Consider the following 17420-nt stretch of genomic DNA (forward strand, 5'->3'; position numbering starts at 1 on the left):
CACCCCAGGTTCGCGAGCGCCGGAGCTACCTCCGGCGCTCGCGCGCGAGCAGTTCACTGACGCTCAGAGCCTGACTTCCACCACGGTGCCGGCCGCTGTCGGCGTCGGAGTTCCGGGTCGACGAGTCCTCGGGCGCCCGCCTCGAGGCGCGTCGGGTGGAGTTTTCCGAATCCGAAGAGCCGGCGGGGTTCTCGACATCGTCCGGCTCCGGGCGAGGTGCGTTGCGGGTGGAGATGTCGTACCGGGCGCGAGGGGCGGTCGCCGCACGCGGCGAACGTGCCGATCCGTTGGGCGTTCCCTGGGACTGCGAGTAGCCGCGAACCCCTCCGGTGGGTTGCTCACCTCGAACTTCACGGGGCGCTGCGGTCTCACTACCGAGCGCGTTCGGCTCGACCGTGACGGTGCCGTTTCGCTCGGTGCCGTTGCGGTCGGTGCCGTTGGTCTCGCCGCGGTGGCCGTTTCGATCGGGTACCGGCGAGGATCCCGGCTCACTCGCCGACGACGACCGGGTGGATGGCCATGCGGTGCCGTTGCTCGAGTCCGCCCGCCGCCGCCCTCGCTTCGGCTCGCTGGCATCCTTCTGTTCACCGGTACCGGCACGGTCGCCTTCGTCGAGGGGTTGCTGCTCGGTGCGCGGGGCGTTGGACGGCGCCCTCAGATCCGCCAGCCAGCTTTCGATGGACCGAGGATCCGGCGTCGAGTCGGCGTTGACGATCGGCCTGGCCTGACGCGCCGGCTCGCGCGGTACCTGCGGCTGGCGAGGCGAGGTGTCCTGGTTTGGCGGCGGGGTAGCCGATTCGGCGCTGCTGACGGGCGCCGGGGCAGGGCTGTGGGGTGCAGGGCTGTCGGCGGGTGGGACCGCCGGGGCGTGCGCGGGCCTACCGGTGACCGATCGTCGCTCGTCCTCGCGGGCGGCATGAGTCGCTCTGATCGGACCGGACCCGGTCGGGGAGACGACGGGGATCGGCTCGGTCAACGGCTCGTTGCGAGGCGCGGCCGAATCGCCTGTCGATGCAGCCGCCGGCACTGTCCCTGCCATCACGAGTTCGGGGATATCACCGGACACGACTTCGTCGTCGAGGACCGTTTCGCCCAGTCCCAGCTTCTGCTGAATGCGCTTCATCCACTGCGGTGCCCACCAGCAATCGTCGCCGAGCAGCTTCATCGTTCCAGGCACGAGGAACATACGAATGACGGTGGCGTCGATGATGAGCGCGGCGATCATGCCGTAGGCGATGTACTTCATCATGACCAGCTCGGAGAACGCGAACGCGCCGGTCACCACGATGAGAATGAGCGCGGCGGCAGTGATGATGCGGCCGGTGTGCGAGGTTCCGATGCGGATGGCCTCGCTGGTGCTCGCGCCCTTGTCGCGCGCTTCGACCATGCGTGAAACAAGGAACACTTCGTAGTCGGTCGAAAGCCCGAACACGATGGCAATGATCAGCACCAGAACTGGTGCCATGATCGGACCGGGCGTGAAGTTCATCAAACCCGCACCGTTGCCTTCGACGAAGATCCAGGTCAAGATTCCCATCGTCGCGCCAAGTCCGAGCGTGGTCATGAGGACGGCCTTGATCGGCAACACCAACGATCCGAACGTCAAGAACATGAGCAGGGTGACGACGAGAACGACGAGGATCGCCATCAGCGGAAGATTGTCGATGAGGGCCGTGATCGAGTCCTGCTCGATGGCGGGCGTGCCGGTCACCATCACCGTCGCGCCCTCGGGCACGTCGATACTTCGGAGGTAATCGATCGTGGCCGTGGCGTCGTTGCGGTCGACGAGCCCAGCCTTGAAGACGATGATGCCGTCCTTGCTGGCGCCGGTGGGAGAGAACTTCTCGACCAGCCCAGGTGCCTGGTTGGCCTGCCCGGTGATTGCCGCGAGATTCGGGCCCTGCGCATCTTCGATGACGAGCTTGATCGGCTCGGTTCGCTGGCCGGGGAACAGCTCGTCGAACTCGGCCTGCGCTTCCCGGGTGACGTTGTTCGGTGGGAGGTAGGTCTCGTTGATACCACCGAACTTGATGTTGCCGACGGGCAAGGTGAGCAGGACGAGGCCGAGAACGATGGGGACGGTGACCTTGACCGGGTTGCGCATGACCCAGCGGGTCAGCGTGCCCCACATGCCGTTCTCGATTTCCTCGGACGACTTGGTCTTGCGCATGAACTTGAAGCCGAGGGCGTCGACCCGGGGCCCCAATACGGCCAGCATGGCGGGAAGAATCGTGATCGCGGTGAGGGCGGCGAGCGCAACGGTCGCGATGGATCCGTACGCGACCGATTTGAGGAAGCCCTGGGGGAAAAGCAGGAGACCACCGAGACTGGCGACGATCATGGTCGCCGAGAACACGACGGTGCGGCCCGCTGTCATGACCGATCGTCGAACAGCCTGCTGCGTGGTGCGGCCGTCGCCGAGTTCCTCGCGGAATCTCGACACGATGAAGAGCCCGTAGTCGATTGCGAGACCGAGCCCCACCAGTGAGACAACAGGGGCCACGAAACTGTTGACTTCGGTGAAGTTGGTGAAGAGCTTGACGATGCCGTTGGCGCTGACGACCGTCAGGCCGCCGACGATCAGGGGAAGCGCAGCGGCGACGACGCCGCCGAAGATGAAGAACAGCAGTATCGCGACGGCCGGGATGGCCAGCAGCTCCATCCGCTTGATGTCGTTCGCCATGGTCGACTGAAGTGCGCCGGCAACAGCCTGCAGACCGGTGACCTGCACGTCGACGCCGTCGATGTAGAAGACATCCTTGACAGCCTGGAAATTGTTGGTCAGTTCGGTGTCGTTGTCGCCGACTATCGCGATGCTGGCGATGGCGTGTGTTCGGTCGGCCGTCGCCAAAGCAGGCGCACTGGCCACCCCGTCGACCCGGAAGTAGGTGCCGTTGATGCGGTCGATCTGCTCGGGATTGTCCGCGACGAGGGAGTTGAGACTGTCGGTGACCTTGGCGTTGAACTCCGGATCGTCGACGGTCGAACCCTCTGGAGCGGTGTAGAGAACGATGACGTCGGCCTGCTTGTCGCGCCCGAAGGTCTCATCGGCCAGTCGAGCTGCCTGGACCGACTCCGAGCCCGGATCGTCCCAGCCGCTCTGGCTCAGATGGTCGTTGAGATCGAGACCGTAGGCTGCGAAGCCCAGCAACGCGGCCACCATGACTCCGATGACCGTGAACCGCAAGCGGTGGACGAGGTCTCCCCATCTGGCGAACACTTAAGAAACTCCTTGGCGCCCGACGAGCAGGGCGGACAGTGGGCGGAACGGCTGCAACCAGGCACCCTCGTCCGGCAGCGAGTCCAGGCTCACCCGTGGCAATGGCTCCCGGAAGACGCCAGGAATGTCCTCGAGGTCGAGAAACTCCAGGGTCTCGGACGTGACCGCCCAGCTTGCGTGCTCACGGAAGCCGAGCACATGGACGGGCACACCCGTTGCAGCGATGCTCTCCAACGGCTCACGAAAGGCCTGACCGTCCGCGGACGCGACCATGACTCCGGCAAGCCCACCGTCACGATTACGCAGATCGATGTGGTCGAGCATGTCGGCGTCGACGTCGCTGTCCTCGTCGATCTTCGGCTTGGCGAACACCGCGAAGCCCACGTTACGCAACGCCTCGACCCATGGGCGAACTACATCGGCACTGCCCGGAGCGATGTTCGTGAACACAGTGGCTTCGGGTTCGAGTGTGGACTGCCCGTCCACGGACAGTTCTGCGGTGCGCTGAAGGAGCCATCGGCCCAGCGCATCGAATCGTGGGCGGTAGGCGGCCGTCGGGCGGCCACCGAGGATGGCGCCGAGACCCATGTCGAGGTTCGGTGCGTCCCACACCAACAGAACCCGCTTGGTGTGGCGAGAATCACCCGTGTCGAGCGCGGGCGCGAGGGGAGGTGTGAGGTCCGGAACATCACCGTTGTAGCTCATCGTGGGCTCTTCCCCCATATCAACTCCGTCACCGAGCTGCCTACAAGTTGGGCTTTGCCCTCGAACTTGGTGATCGGCCGTTCGTGTGTCATCGGAGACTCCCAGTCGAGAACGGTCAAGCCGGGCTCAGCGTTCCCCGCCTCGGCAATCCATTCTGCATACTCGGCATGGTCGGTGGCTACGTGCAGAACGCCACCGGGTTCGAGGCGGTCCGCGATCATCGCGAACGTCGGCCCCTGCAGCAGTCTGCGTTTGTGGTGGCGCACTTTCGGCCACGGGTCGGGAAAGAAGACGCGCACACCGGTGAGCGACTCCGACGTCAGCATGTTCTCGAGGACATCCATGGCATCACCGCGCAGCAGGCGAACGTTGCCGATACCGTCCCGTTCGATCTGCTGCAGGGTCTGTGCCAAGCCGGGGCGGTAGACCTCGACCGCCATGAGATTGATGTGTGGTTCGGCGGTGGCCATGGCCGTCGTCGCGGTTCCGGTGCCCGAGCCGATCTCGAGGATCGTCGGAGCATGACGTCCGAACCAGGCGTCGACGTCTATGTGCTCGGTCGCGACATCACGTCCGATTCGCGGCCACAAGGCATCCCACGTCTGCTGTTGCGCGTCGGTCAGCGCGCCTCGCCGCGAACGGAAGCTGGTCACGCGCGGGTACAGGCGATTGCCGCGGTCGAGACTCTGCGTCTCCGCAGGCTGCGCGGCTGGCTCGGCGTCGGAAGACCGCACGCTTGACGTGTTGTCGGACCCTGATCCGAGGTCGTGGGCGGTACTCCGTGCGTCGTTCACGCGTCCATTGTCGCGCATCGAGCGCGCGTGTGACAGGTGGGTCTCGAGTTGTGGTTGAGACTTATGGTGTCGATGCAGGCCAGAGCCTTGCATTGGCAGCGGCGTGTCGGTGTCCTGTGCCAGAATTGGCGACCGCGACGGGTGGGGACCGGTCGTTCACTGTGAGCTGAACCGGGGGGAAACGTGAACGGCGTGTCATCGGATCGTGTTCGAGCACTCGCGCAGGTGGTGGGTGATCCACGGATCCAACAGGAAATCCGGATCGCTGCCGACACGTGTTTCGCGCCGATACGAGTACTGGTATCCGGGCGAACCGGAGTGGGGAAATCATCGGTGCGTGCCGCGCTCCACACCCGTCACGATGTCGGGTTCGGCGAGGTGGAGGTGGTGGAGGCAGCGTCGATCGACGTTCCCCGCGCGCCCGACCCCGAACTCGACGGGGATGTCATCGTCCATGTACTTGCCGGCGGCGTACACCGAGCCGATATCGACGCAGTGGCCCCGGCGATCGAACGTGCGGCGGCAGGGTTGGTGGTGGTGCTCGCCAAGGCGGACACCGTCGACGATCCCGAACTTCTCGTCGAGCAGATGTCTGCGGCGATGGGCGTGACGGTGTTTCCGCTGATGAGCACCATCGCCGTCAGCCTCGCGCAAGGTAAACCGGAGAGCTTCGACGCGCTTCGTGCCGTCGCCCGGGCCGTGACTGCAGAGATGTTGCTGACGCCGGACCGCTTCGTCGCGGCCGACCTTCCGGTGTCGCGGCACGAAAGACTCGAACTTCTGGGGCACCTCGAGACATTCGGTATCGGGGTCGTGACTGCGGCCCTGCTGGAGAACTCGGCCACCGAGGACGCGATTCTGCGCGTGTTGCTCGCACGGACGAGCGGTATCGACGATGTGACCAAGGCCGTGAAGGAAGCCGTCGACGGCGTCCGGGTGCAGCGCGACGGCCGGATGCTGCACCGGCTGACCGAACTGGCCGTGCAGAACCCCGCGAGCTGCCCCGAGATCGAGCAGTACCTGGCCTCGGACGAAGCGGTTGTTGCAGTTATGCGAGCCGGCCTGCACGCGCTGGGCGAGCCGGAAACGGATCTGCCCACGTACGAGACGGTGCAGCTGTGGCATGAACGCTTCCGGTCCGCGGGCTCGCCCGCGCAGGCACGGGCCGCCCTCGCCGTTGCGCGCGGCTACATGCGGTTGGCAACGCGATGATCGAGATCCCCTCCGATATGGACAGCGTCGTAAAGCGGTGGTACCCGGCAGGTGTCGATCTGGTGGCCGCCGCAAGACGAGCCGAACCCGCAGGGGTCTTCGTCACGGGAATGCCCGGTTCCGGTGTCACCACCGTGGCGACCGAGCTCGATGCAATGGCCGAGGCGAACCTCGGGGCGCCCCTCGAACGCGCACGCGAGGTGGACTCGGCCGCCGCCGTACTCTTCGTGGTCGACGCGTCGGCGCCGCTCGGTCGCCGCGCGCTCACCGATCTCGCTCCGGCACTGCACTCCACCACGGTCGCGATTGCCGTCAACAAGACGGACGTCCACCGGGACTGGCGTGCAGTGCATGAGGTGATTGCGCAGTCTGTCGCCGAACACGTCCCCAGGGCTGTCGACGTGACGTTCTGGCCCATCTCGGCCAAGCTTGCGGAGAGAGCGCGCATCGCGATCGACCCGAGGATGCGTTCGGCGCTGCTCGAGGAGTCCGGGTTCGAGGATGTTCTCGCGCACCTCGTCCGGGCGCTGTCGCTGTCGCAATCGTTGCTTCGCGACCGCAAGTACAACGCCGCCGTTCATGCCGCTGCCGCGGGAGCGCGCCACGAGATCGTCGACAAGGCGCGTGCCGTGACGAGCGGGGCGACGACGGTGGCACTGCGCAGTGAACGCGCGCGGCTGACGGATATGCGCGATCGCGCTCGGACGGATAGGGCAACGGCACTGCGCAGCAGGCTGCAGCTGACTCGGTCGGAGTTGGTGCACGACCTGGGGCAGTCCATTCGGCAGTTCTCCACCGCAGCGCGGGAGTCGATCGATGCGGCGAACAGGGCGGAGCTGACGCATCTGCAGCAACACCTGGGCGAACAACTGCACCAAGCCGCGTCCCAGGTCGAGGACCGTCTCGGCGACCGGCTTCGTGCCATCGACGCCGACCTCGAGCTGGCCGCCGAGTTACCGGCCCCGCCGGAAGCAGCCAGCGAACCACCCGGTCCCAGTCCTCGGCGACGAGGCGTCGAAGACAAGATGATGATTCTTCTCGGCGCCTCGGCCGGTGTTGGCCTGGGGCGGATCGCGATGTCGCCGATCGAGATGGTGCCGGCCCTCGATATCGCGGTCGTACCTGTCTCACTCGTGCTCGGCGCACTGTGTGCGTGGTGGTTGGTGAGATCGCGAAGATTGGTGGCCGATCGAGCGCATCTGCGAGCCTGGGTGGCCGAGGCTGCGGTGTCGACCAAGTCGGCGGTCGAACAGAGCGCGCTCGGTCGCATCCTCGCGGCCGAGTCGGTGTTTTTCGCGGCCTCGCACCAATCCGCTCGGGCGAGCGCAGCCGCCGCAGAGTCGGAGCTGGAACGAGTCGAAGCCGAACTCCGGGCCGCCGCTGAGCAGCGCGCCGCTGTCCTCGCCGCGTGCGACCGTGACCTGATGGCCCTCGACCGTGGCGTGGAGAAGTTCGATCTTCCCGCGCGGACGGAACCGACGGGGCCCCGCGCGCGTCTGAGCAGTTAGACGAGAACGTCGTCACGATTGGAGTTCGAGTATGGACATCGATGAGGCGTTGCTACTGGGAGCCGGCCTGACCGACCCAGTCGGTGCCGAACCGGACGCGAGCTCGGCTGCGGTTGCGGGTGTCGGTGGGGTGTCGAGTTTCGGAGCGAACGGTGTCGAGCTTTTCGACGTGGACGGAGACTCGTATTTCGAGAGCCGAGTCAGCTATACGGATGCGGGAATGACGGTCGCACGGGACCGCGACCTCGACGGTGTGATCGATACGTTCACCACCATCGGACGTGGCGGCCATTACCAATCCTGGGAGATCCTGAGAGCCGCCGACGGGTCCGCGCGCTGGGAGCAGACAAGCGAAGGAGAGGTCTTCGAGTAGGGCGGGCATATGTATTGACATGGCTCTGCGCCAGCTCGGGGACTGTTCGGCCCCTCTTGCCCGCGAGCTGAATCGTTTCTGTGACCAATCGGACAACACCCTGGTGCCGGAACAGTGACATCCACCGTTAACCTAGGTCCAGGACACCCGGCGCCCGTGTCCTCGATTGACGTTGCCGGTACTATGCGGTATACGCGGATCGAGTGATCGGGCAGCTCCCCACCGAGAGGGGAAGGTCAGATCTGCAAACGCCTCGCTGTAATGCCCGCCAGCGAACGAGTGTTGAATCTGGTTCCGGCTCACCCCAGGAGAGTTAGATGACCTCAGCGACCATTCCCGGTTTGAGCGGCACTGACGCCGCTCCTCCAACCCAGCACCGCGAGCTTCTCGCCTGGGTACAGCAGGTGGCAGAACTCACCGAGCCGGATCGTGTGGTCTTCGCTGACGGCTCCGACGAGGAGTGGGAACGGCTCACCACGGCGTTGGTCGAGGCCGGCACGTTCACTCGTCTCAACGACGAGAAGAAGCCCAACTCGTTCCTGGGCAATTCCGATCCGTCCGACGTCGCCCGTGTCGAGTCGCGCACTTACATCTGTTCCGAGCGCGAGATCGACGCCGGGCCCACCAACAACTGGATGGATCCGGCCGAGATGCGCGGCCTCATGACGGATCTGTACCGCGGCTGCATGCGCGGACGCACGTTGTACGTCGTTCCCTTCTGCATGGGGCCCCTCGGCGCCGACGATCCCAAGCTGGGCGTCGAGATCACCGACTCCGAGTACGTCGTCGTATCGATGCGTGTGATGACGCGCATGGGATCCGCTGTTCTGGACAAGCTCGGCACCGACGGATTCTTCGTCAAGGCACTGCACTCGCTCGGCGCACCCCTCGCCGAGGGCGAGGACGACGTGCCCTGGCCGTGCAACGAAACCAAATACATCACCCACTTCCCGGAGTCGCGCGAGATCTGGAGCTACGGCTCCGGTTACGGCGGCAACGCGCTGCTCGGCAAGAAGTGCTACTCGCTGCGTATCGCCTCGGCGATGGCCCGCGACGAGGGCTGGCTCGCCGAGCACATGCTGATCCTCAAGCTGATCTCTCCCGAGGACAAGGCCTACTACATTGCTGCGGCGTTCCCGTCGGCGTGTGGCAAGACCAACCTCGCGATGATCCAGCCGACCATTCCGGGCTGGCGAGCCGAAACCATCGGTGACGACATCGCGTGGATGCGCTTCGGCGAGGACGGGCGCCTGTACGCCGTCAACCCGGAATTCGGGTTCTTCGGTGTCGCACCCGGTACCAACTGGGATTCGAACCCCAACGCGATGAAGACCATCGACCAGGGCAACTCCGTGTTCACCAACGTCGGTCTCACCGACGACGGCGACGTCTGGTGGGAGGGGCTCGAAGGCACCCCGCAGCACCTGATCGACTGGAAGGGCAACGACTGGACGCCCGAGTCCGGCGAGAACGCCGCACACCCCAACTCGCGCTACTGCGTCCCCATGGCCCAGTGCCCGTCGATGGCAGCGGAATGGGACGACCCGCAGGGTGTGCCGATCTCGGCAATCCTGTTCGGTGGACGACGCAAGACGACCGTCCCCCTGGTCACCGAGGCCCGCGACTGGCAGCACGGCGTATTCATGGGCGCCACCGTCGGCTCCGAGCAGACCGCTGCCGCCGAGGGCACCGTCGGTACCATTCGACGCGATCCGATGGCGATGCTGCCGTTCCTCGGATACAACGTCGGTGACTACTTCCAGCACTGGATCGACCTCGGCAAGAACGCCGACGACTCCAAACTGCCGAAGGTGTTCTACGTCAACTGGTTCCGCCGCGGAGACGACAAGCGCTTCCTCTGGCCAGGATTCGGTGAGAACTCCCGCGTCCTCAAGTGGATCGTCGAGCGGATCGAGCACAAGGCTGCGGGTGTGGAGACGCCGATCGGTGTGGTTCCCACCGCCGACGCTCTCGACATCGACGGCCTGGACGTGTCCACGGCCGACGTAGCAGAGGCGCTCGCAGTGAACGTCGACGAGTGGAAGGCGGAGATCCCCCTGATCCAGGAGTGGTTCGACTTCGTCGGCGAGAAGCTGCCCACCGGCATCCAGGACGAGTTCGACGCCCTCAAGCAGCGTTTGGGCTAGAGCAGCATGTAAACACCTCCGCCGCCCGTACATACGGGCGGCGGAGGTGTTTACACATGTATCGGTGCTTCACATGTATCCCGGCGGCATGAGGACCGACTTGAGTTCGCAGTAGGCGTCGAGACCCTCGGGCCCGCTTTCGCGTCCGATACCGGAGTTCTTGTACCCGCCGAAAGGTGATCCGGGGTCGAAGGCGTACCAGTTGATTGCGTATGTGCCGGTCCGAATTTGGGCAGCAACTTCCAGGCCTCGGTCGATATCGGTCGTCCACACCGAGCCTGCGAGGCCGTAGTCGGAATCGTTGGCGATCTTGATCGCCTCGTCCACCGAGTCGTAGGGGATGACAGCGAGCACCGGGCCGAAGATTTCTTCCCGTGCGATGGTCATCGAGTTGTCGACGTCGGCGAAAATCGTGGGCTCGACGTACCAGCCGGTGCCGAGGCCCTCGGGGCGTCCGCCGCCGCACACGATCCGAGCGCCCTCCTCTTTTCCTTTCGCGATGTATCCCTCGACGCGATCGCGCTGCTTCTTCGAGATCAGTGGACCCATCTGTGTCGCAGGATCTTTGGGATCGCCGACGGTCATCCATCCGAGTCCGGCGACCATGGCGTCGAGAATTTCGTCGTACCGTGAGCGCGGCGCGAGGATGCGGGTCTGCGCCACGCATGCTTGCCCACTGTTCATCAGACCCGACATCAGCAGCATCGGCATCGTCGACGCAATGTCCATGTCGTCGAGCAGGATTGCTGCGGACTTGCCGCCGAGTTCGAGTGAACACCGCTTCAGTTGCTGGGCGGCGATGGTCCCGATGGATCGCCCGACGGCTGTGCTGCCGGTGAACGTCACCTTGTCGACGTCGGGATGTGATACCAGATATTCGCCGGTTTCCGCTCCGCCGGGGAGCACCGACAGGACTCCTTCCGGAACGCCGGCCTCGGTGAAGATGTCGGCCAGCAGGTTCGCGCCGAGTGGGGTCTCGGGTGCAGGTTTGAGCAGTACCGAGCAGCCTGCGAGCAGAGCGGGCGCGAGTTTGTTGACGGCGAGGAACAGGGGCACGTTCCATGCGATGACGGCCGCGACGACGCCGACTGGTTCGCGTGTGACGCGGGTCTGTCCGAAGGCGCCGTGCCGGGTCTCCTGCCAGGGGAAGGTCTCGGCCAACTGGCTGCAGTAGGCGAGCACCGCCAACGCCGGCGTCTGCTGAAGCATGCCGACCATCGCGTGCGGTGCACCCATCTCGTCCGAGATCACCTCGGTGAGTTCCGCGGAGCGCTCCTCGATGAGCGCGGCGACCCTGGAGAGAACCTGTGCTCGTTCGGTGGGGGCTGAGCGGGCCCAGGGCCCGGATTCGAACGCCGTCCGCGCTGCGGCGACGGCGGCGTCGATGTCGGCGGGAGCTGCGACGGGAGTGCTTCCGACGCGGGCTTCCGTAGCGGGGGAGAAGACCTCGAGTGTCTCCTCGGTCGACGGCGTGGTCCAGTGTCCGCCGATGAACAGTGTGTCGAAGTCGGTCATGCACCGACACTAGAACACGTTATAGAAATTGGGAAGGAGCTATGCCGAAGCCGCGAGGACTGCCGCGCCTGTCAACGTCCCCATCGCCCCGAGCTTGGCGGGTACGATCTCGAGTCCTCCGAGAAACTTCAGACGCGCATGGAGCGCCGCCGACTCCTGGATCGGATCCCACAGCGGCGGACCTGCCTGCGCGAAACCGCCGCCGATGACGACGAGATTCACGTCGACGAGTGCGACGGCCGAGGCGATGGCTTGCCCGAGGGCAACTCCGGCCCGCTGGAGGGCCGTGATGGGCACGACCTCGCCATCGGCTGCGGCCCCCGCCAGCTCGGCCCCGGTGGTGCCGGTCCACCCTTGTTCCTGGGCCCAGCGCACGGCCGACGGCCCACTCGACACTGTCTCGACGCAACCCAAACCGCCGCACGCGCACGGTGTCGTCGATCCCGGCACCACGATGTGGCCCACGTGGCCGGCGTTGCCGCTGCGTCCCGCCACGATGGAGCCCCCCAGCACGAGCCCGCCGCCGATGCCGGTGGAGACCACGATGCTGAGAACGTCGTCGACGCCCTGGGCTGCGCCGAACTTGTGTTCACCGAGCGCTGCGCAACCTCCGTCCATGGCCAGCGAAGTCGAGGCCTGTGGGAACTGCTCCTGCACGGCATTCGCGATCGCGAAGCCGTCCTTCCACTCCTCGATGTTGATCGGCGCGACGACACCTTCGGTCGTGTCGACCGGTCCGGCGCACGCAATCCCGATCCTGTCGATATCGGCGCCGACAGCAACTGCGTCGAGTAGGTCCGTGCACGCCTTCCACACCTCGGCCTTCGGCGTCGGAACCGTCAACGCCTCGCCTGGCCTGCCGTCGTCTCCGACGATGGCCGCGGTCATCTTGGTTCCTCCGATATCCAATGCCAGCGCAGTCATCTTTCCAACGTACTCACAGCATCAGTGCGCCCGGAAGACGAGCACGAGGTTGCTGGCGAATAGCTCGCGCAGTCCGGGTATGCGGATGAGCCACCAAGCCCAGCGCGGGTGGTAGCGCGGGAATGCGGCGACGAGGGTTCCGTTCGGGGTTGCTCGCGCCCATCGAAGTCCGTCGGCGGCGCCGATATCGAAGAGGGATACGCCGAATCGGTTCTTGGGTTCCTGGCCGTGGGTGCGGGCATAGCGTCGGGCTGCATACTCCCCGCCGAGGTAGTGCCACGGCCTGGTTTCGTGGCCTCCGAACGGGCTCAACCACAGGGTGTAGGACAGCACGGTCATACCGCCGGGCTTGGTGACGCGCAGCATTTCCTCGGCCATGAGCCACGGGTCGCGGACGTGTTCGGCGACGTTGGAGGAGAAGCAGATGTCGACGCTGCTGGTTCGGAAGGGCAGCGCCATTCCAGATCCGCGGACGCTGCCGTGCACGGTAAGGCCGGCGGCGTGCATTTCGGAGGCGTCGGGTTCGACCGGGAAGTACTGGGCTCCGTGGGCGTGGAAGACCTCGGCGAAGTATCCAGGTCCGCCGCCGACGTCGAGGACGACACGCTCGTGCAGCGTCTCGCCGGTCAGACCTCGGTAGAGATCACCGACCAGTTCGACGGAGTCCCTGGCCAGCGCCCCGTAGAAGACGTCGGGTGCAGTTTGTTCGTGGCCGAAGTCGCGCAGCAGCCCGACCGATCGCTGCAGGGTGGCTCGCTGTGCGAACAGCCGCGTGACCGCCGATCGGCCCCGGATACCTGTGCGCACGAGCAAGAAGACTAGGCGAGGTGTCATGTCGGTCGGTCGTAGGGCCGGTCGAACCGTTAGTGTGTCGTGAAGTTCATGTTCAGCCGCGATGGGAGACGACAAGCGTGCGCGAGGTGCTGTTGCTCTGCTGGCGCGATACCGGTCATCCCCAGGGCGGTGGGAGCGAGCGATATCTCGAGCAGGTGGGCGCCGGTTTGGCTGCCCAGGGAGTGCGAGTGACGCTGCGGACGGCGTCGTATCCGGGTGCTCTCGCCGACGAGGTGGTCGACGGTATTCGCATCAGTCGCGCGGGTGGCCGGTTGTCGGTGTATCCGCGTGCGCTCGGGGCGATCGTTGCCGGGCGTCTCGGTTTCGGCCCGCTGCGGGGGATTCGGCCGGACGCTGTCATCGACACGCAGAACGGCATTCCTTTCTTCTCGCGGATGGTCACCGGCGCGCCGGTGACGTTGCTCGTCCATCACTGTCATCGGGAGCAGTGGCCGGTGGCCGGCCCTGTAATGGCCAAGATCGGATGGTGGCTCGAAAGTAGGGTCTCGCCGCTCGTCCACCGTCGGAACCAGTATTTGACGGTGTCGTTGCCGTCGGCGGACGAGTTGGTGGCGCTCGGGGTTGCCCGTGAGCGCGTTGCCGTCGTCCGCAACGGTGCCGATTCGGTGCCTGATCGCGCCCCGGTGGGCGGTGACCACACTCGGACGCCGTATCCGTCGCTGTCCGTGCTGTCCCGATTGGTGCCGCACAAACAGATCGAGGATGCCCTCGCAGCTGTTGCGGCGCTGCGGTTCCGGATACCGGGTCTGCAGCTCGACATCATCGGCGGCGGCTGGTGGGAGGAGAATCTGCGCGAGCGTGTCGACGAGCTCGGGATCGCGAGCGCGGTGACCTTCCACGGCCATGTCGACGAGGATCGCAAACACGAACTGCTCGGGCGGTCCTGGGTGCATGTGATGCCATCGCGCAAAGAGGGCTGGGGTCTGGCGGTCGTCGAGGCAGCTCAGCACGGCGTACCCACTGTCGGATACCGCAGCTCCAAGGGTCTGACCGACTCGATCATCGACGGTGTGACGGGAGTGCTGGTCGGTGGCGACGGCAGCGAACGCGATGTTCAGGCGCTGACCGATGCGCTCGGTGAACTGCTCGTCGACGCCGACTCCCGTTCGGACCTGGGCGAGAAGGCCCGGGTTCGAGCACGCGAGTTCTCGTGGGAGCAGACCGCGGACGGCGTGCGCAGTGTCCTCGTGGCATCGATGACCGGTACCCACATGTCAGGTCTGGTGGCGTCGAGCCCGGATCGGGCGGGCTACCGCCCACAGCAACCCGCTCACCAGTAGCGCCGCCCAGGCGAGGTGGGCGGCGACGACGAGGTTGGTGGCCGCGTCGCCCGTGTCTACTACAACAGTGCCGGGCACCTTGTACAGCGTGAGCTCGTCGTCTCGGTAGGCAAGATCGAGCTGTTCGAGTGTGCGGGCCGAGTTGCCGAGCTCACCGGGCGTCGTCAGCTCCACCAGCACCCAACCGACGCCCAGTTCACCCAACCGAGTGGCGGGCTCGCCGCCGATCAGGGCGTCCTGGACATCGCGCGCGCGTACTCCCTCACCGCGCACTGTTCCGCCTGCCACAACCAATTCACCGGTCTGCAATACGTCGAGCGGGAGCATGCGCGGAGCGGGGTCGAGAACGGGCGCGTCGCCGCTGTAGGGGAAGAGCCGGAACATCCCGGCCGGGAGAACGGCAACATCGCCGTCGCCGCCCTCGAGCTCGGCGGCAACAGCCGACCACGACGACGGATAGTGCACGGGCATCAGTCGGCCGCCTACTCCCCACACCAGGTCGGGTAGCGCGATGAGGATGGCGAGCACTGCAATCACGGCCGGAAGCCACGCAGAGCGGAGCCTGGCTCCGACCCAGGCCGTCCCCGCGGCCGCCGCCAGCACGTAGAACGGCATTGCCAGCGCCACCCACTTCTGCCCGTCGCGCAGCAGTCCGGCCCCGGGCAAATCGGTCGCCGCCCATTCGCCGACACCGATTCCCGGTCCGGTGGCGGCGAGCGCCGGTAGGAGAACCGCGACGGCGGCGAGGAAGGCGAGGACGACGATGACGGGGTGTCCGCGTCGGCGCCAGAGAGGCCTCAGTCCGAGCGCAACGATCGCCAGCAGCAGAGCAGTCCCCACCAGGGCGAACAAGGTAGTTCGGCTCGTCGGAACTGCATCGGAGTTCCAGATTCCACCGAGGCCGGCGAGGCTGCCGAGCGTGCCCAGACCTGGTTCGGCGCGGGCCGCGAACGCTGCGACGCCAGCCGGGTCTGTCCCGACGGTTCCACTGCCGGTCACTGCGGTCGCTGCCAGCCACGGCAGCGAGGCACACCCCGCGAGGGCGGCGGTCAGGCCGATCCTGTGCGCAGAACGACCCGTGGCGACGACGACGAGGGCGGTCACCGCAGCCAGGATCGCACCGGTGGGCGTCAACCCGGCCGCTGCGAGTGACACCGCCAACCAGGCCCATCGCCCGTCCCGCCGACACGCGAGCGCGGCGAGAACGGTCCACGGGAGGGCGGCGTAGCCCACCAGCAGACTCCAATGGCCCTGCAGCAGCCGCTCGGCGACGTATGGATTCCAGATGGCGACGGTCGACGAAACCAGCAGAGCGGGGGTGCCTACGGTCGGGAGCAGGGTGCGCACCATCTGTGCGGCACCCCAGCCGGCCAGCCACAGCGCAAGCAGGACAATCGCTTTGACGACGATACCGCCGTCGGCGACGGTGGACAGTGACGCGACCAGGGCATCCTGGGGAACCGCCCGCGCAGCGGCGTCGGTCGTTCCCAGCGCCGAATCGGTGAGGTAGGACCGCGGGGTGCTGACGGCGTCGCGCAGCAGGAGGTAGCCCGGGCCGAGCATCGGACCGAGGACCAGAACGGACAGCACCAGGCTGTACAGCGCGGGCACCCAGCCGAACCTCGATCCGAACCTCGACCCGTACCAACGCATGACCCAGCACCCTATACCGTGTCCGCATGTCCTCCCGCGCCGTGAGCACGTCGGCGGTCGCCGGAATGACGTACGTGACGATGGGGTCGATGGCCGCCAATGCGGCCTCGTATCTGCTGCACCTGCCGGCCAGCCGACTTCTCGGTGTCGGCGGATATGCGGAGTTCGCGAGCCTCCTCGCGGCGCAGCTCGTGCTCGCGGTGCCGGCGCTGGCATTGCAGTCCGTCGTCGCCCGGGAAGTGGTGCACGGTCGCGGCGGCACCGAACTGCGCGCGCTCGGCTATCGCTCGGCTGCGTTGGTGGCGGTGATCGCGGTTCTCCTTGCGCCCGCCGTCGCATGGGCTCTGGACACGGGTGTCCTCGCTACTGCCTCGGCCCTCGTCGTCGCGCCCGTGCTGGTGTTGCTCGCGACGGAGCAGGGCCTGCTGCAAGGCTCTGGCAGATTCGGTCGGCTCAGCCTCGTCCTGGCTGCCGCTGGCCTGGGGAAAGTGGCGCCGGCGGTGGGCGTGCTCGTCCTCGGCGGCGGGCCCGGGCTCGTGCTGGCGGCCAGCGCCCTCGGCACCGCAGTGGTGGCCCTCGGTGCCCGGCTGGCGACGAGTGCGACCGAAGGTAGCCGAAGCGGGTCGACGGGTGTCGTTGTGGTGCTGCGGGCCTCGCAGGTGCAGCTGGCGCTCATCGCGATGTCGGCAGTGGATCTCTTCTTGGCCAAAGCGCTGCTCGATTTGGAACAGGCGGGCCTGTACGCACTTGGTGCGATCGCGACGAAAGCTGCGTTCTGGCTACCGCAGGCCGTCGGCGTGGTGCTGTATCCGCGGATGGCCAACCCCACGGAGTCGGCGGCCGCACTGCGGTCCGCGCTGGCAGTCGTCGCCGGCTTGGGAGCGGTGCTCGTGCTGGGTGCGGCGGTAGCTGCGCCGTTGGTGCCTCTGATCGCCGGCGAGGACTACGCGCCCGTGCAGGAGTATCTGTGGATCTTTGCGCTGCAGGGTGCGTGCCTCGCGCTGCTGCAGAGCGGGTTGCTGTGGGCTATCGCGGGAAACCGGATGTCGCTGGCGTTGGTCGCGTGGGCCGGGCTGGCCGTGGAGGTGGTGCTGCTGCTCACCGTCGCGTCGACACTGGTGCAGTTCGTCGTGATCGCGGCCTCCGTTGCGGCAGTGTGCGCGTTCGTCGTCGGCGCGGTTGCCCTCGTAGGCGCTTCGCATGTGAGTGGAAATACATAGTGGGACACGTATTT

13 protein-coding genes are annotated in these 17420 nt (G+C 66.3%); 6 read left to right on the top strand and 7 right to left on the bottom strand.

The annotated features are described in order from the left end of the window. Positions 1-25 precede the first annotated feature (25 nt). From J1M86_RS15100 to trmB, 3 genes are read right to left on the bottom strand one after another with little or no spacing between them, the layout of a single operon-like run. Complete coding sequence (locus J1M86_RS15100) at positions 26-3220, bottom strand: MMPL family transporter (RefSeq protein ID WP_206510510.1); 3195 nt, start codon at positions 3218-3220, stop codon at positions 26-28. Then, positions 3221-3925: an NYN domain-containing protein gene (locus J1M86_RS15105; protein ID WP_075837172.1), complete on the bottom strand. Its 705-nt coding sequence runs from the start codon at positions 3923-3925 to the stop codon at positions 3221-3223. After that, complete coding sequence (trmB, locus tag J1M86_RS15110; RefSeq protein ID WP_206510511.1) at positions 3922-4737, bottom strand: tRNA (guanosine(46)-N7)-methyltransferase TrmB; 816 nt, start codon at positions 4735-4737, stop codon at positions 3922-3924. The genes J1M86_RS15105 and trmB overlap by 4 nt, the downstream gene beginning before the upstream one ends. Positions 4738-4911: 174 nt before the next feature. On the opposite strand from trmB, the gene J1M86_RS15115 reads away from it, so the two are divergent. The 4 genes from J1M86_RS15115 (at position 4912) to J1M86_RS15130 (ending at position 9959) form a co-directional block, all read left to right on the top strand. Next, entirely contained in the window at positions 4912-5931 is a 1020-nt protein-coding gene (locus J1M86_RS15115) for a hypothetical protein (protein ID WP_206510512.1), read from the top strand. Beyond that, positions 5928-7439, top strand: coding sequence for a hypothetical protein (locus J1M86_RS15120; protein WP_206510513.1), 1512 nt, complete (start codon positions 5928-5930; stop codon positions 7437-7439). Before J1M86_RS15115 ends, J1M86_RS15120 begins: the two co-directional genes overlap by 4 nt. Positions 7440-7470: 31 nt before the next feature. Then, positions 7471-7812, top strand: a complete 342-nt coding sequence (locus J1M86_RS26435) for a DUF6802 family protein (RefSeq protein ID WP_241260130.1) — start codon at positions 7471-7473, stop codon at positions 7810-7812. A 317-nt stretch (positions 7813-8129) separates the two neighbouring features. Beyond that, on the top strand, positions 8130-9959 hold the full coding sequence (locus tag J1M86_RS15130) for a phosphoenolpyruvate carboxykinase (GTP) (protein ID WP_206510514.1): 1830 nt from the start codon (positions 8130-8132) through the stop codon (positions 9957-9959). A 69-nt stretch (positions 9960-10028) separates the two neighbouring features. Here the strand turns inward: J1M86_RS15130 and J1M86_RS15135 are convergent, their stop codons facing one another. The 3 genes from J1M86_RS15135 to J1M86_RS15145 are packed head-to-tail and all read right to left on the bottom strand — an operon-like array spanning position 10029 to position 13205. Continuing rightward, a complete protein-coding gene (locus J1M86_RS15135; RefSeq protein ID WP_206510515.1) occupies positions 10029-11474 on the bottom strand; it encodes an aldehyde dehydrogenase in 1446 nt (481 codons plus the stop codon). Between the two features lie 39 nt (positions 11475-11513). After that, positions 11514-12398 (bottom strand): ROK family protein, encoded by an 885-nt coding sequence (locus J1M86_RS15140; RefSeq protein ID WP_206510516.1) that lies wholly within the window; start codon positions 12396-12398, stop codon positions 11514-11516. A gap of 21 nt (positions 12399-12419) precedes the next feature. Continuing rightward, positions 12420-13205 (bottom strand): class I SAM-dependent methyltransferase, encoded by a 786-nt coding sequence (locus tag J1M86_RS15145; RefSeq protein ID WP_307786650.1) that lies wholly within the window; start codon positions 13203-13205, stop codon positions 12420-12422. A 104-nt stretch (positions 13206-13309) separates the two neighbouring features. On the opposite strand from J1M86_RS15145, the gene J1M86_RS15150 reads away from it, so the two are divergent. Next, complete coding sequence (locus J1M86_RS15150; RefSeq protein ID WP_206510518.1) at positions 13310-14533, top strand: glycosyltransferase family 4 protein; 1224 nt, start codon at positions 13310-13312, stop codon at positions 14531-14533. Here the strand turns inward: J1M86_RS15150 and J1M86_RS15155 are convergent. Further along, a complete protein-coding gene (locus J1M86_RS15155; protein WP_206510519.1) occupies positions 14468-16186 on the bottom strand; it encodes a hypothetical protein in 1719 nt (572 codons plus the stop codon). The two genes, J1M86_RS15150 and J1M86_RS15155, sit on opposite strands and share 66 nt — an antisense overlap. A 26-nt stretch (positions 16187-16212) precedes the next feature. Here J1M86_RS15155 and J1M86_RS15160 point away from each other — a divergent pair, with 26 nt between their 5' ends. Then, positions 16213-17406 carry a polysaccharide biosynthesis protein gene (locus J1M86_RS15160; protein ID WP_206510520.1) on the top strand — a complete coding sequence of 398 codons (1194 nt, stop codon included), beginning with the start codon at positions 16213-16215 and terminating at the stop codon, positions 17404-17406. The last annotated feature ends 14 nt before the right edge of the window (positions 17407-17420 follow it).

Origin of the sequence: Rhodococcus sp. KRD197, from assembly GCF_017168235.1 — a bacterium.
GTDB lineage: Bacteria > Actinomycetota > Actinomycetes > Mycobacteriales > Mycobacteriaceae > Rhodococcoides.

Bases quoted from the DNA above. Each gene is read 5' to 3' on its own strand.
- J1M86_RS15105 (WP_075837172.1), bottom strand. From the start codon at position 3,925: ATGAGCTACAACGGTGATGTTCCGGACCTCACACCTCCCCTCGCGCCC.
- trmB (WP_206510511.1), bottom strand. From the start codon at position 4,737: ATGCGCGACAATGGACGCGTGAACGACGCACGGAGTACCGCCCACGAC.
- J1M86_RS15120 (WP_206510513.1), top strand. From the start codon at position 5,928: ATGATCGAGATCCCCTCCGATATGGACAGCGTCGTAAAGCGGTGGTAC.
- J1M86_RS26435 (WP_241260130.1), top strand. From the start codon at position 7,471: ATGGACATCGATGAGGCGTTGCTACTGGGAGCCGGCCTGACCGACCCA.
- J1M86_RS15130 (WP_206510514.1), top strand. From the start codon at position 8,130: ATGACCTCAGCGACCATTCCCGGTTTGAGCGGCACTGACGCCGCTCCT.
- J1M86_RS15135 (WP_206510515.1), bottom strand. From the start codon at position 11,474: ATGACCGACTTCGACACACTGTTCATCGGCGGACACTGGACCACGCCG.
- J1M86_RS15140 (WP_206510516.1), bottom strand. From the start codon at position 12,398: ATGACTGCGCTGGCATTGGATATCGGAGGAACCAAGATGACCGCGGCC.
- J1M86_RS15155 (WP_206510519.1), bottom strand. From the start codon at position 16,186: ATGCGTTGGTACGGGTCGAGGTTCGGATCGAGGTTCGGCTGGGTGCCC.
- J1M86_RS15160 (WP_206510520.1), top strand. From the start codon at position 16,213: ATGTCCTCCCGCGCCGTGAGCACGTCGGCGGTCGCCGGAATGACGTAC.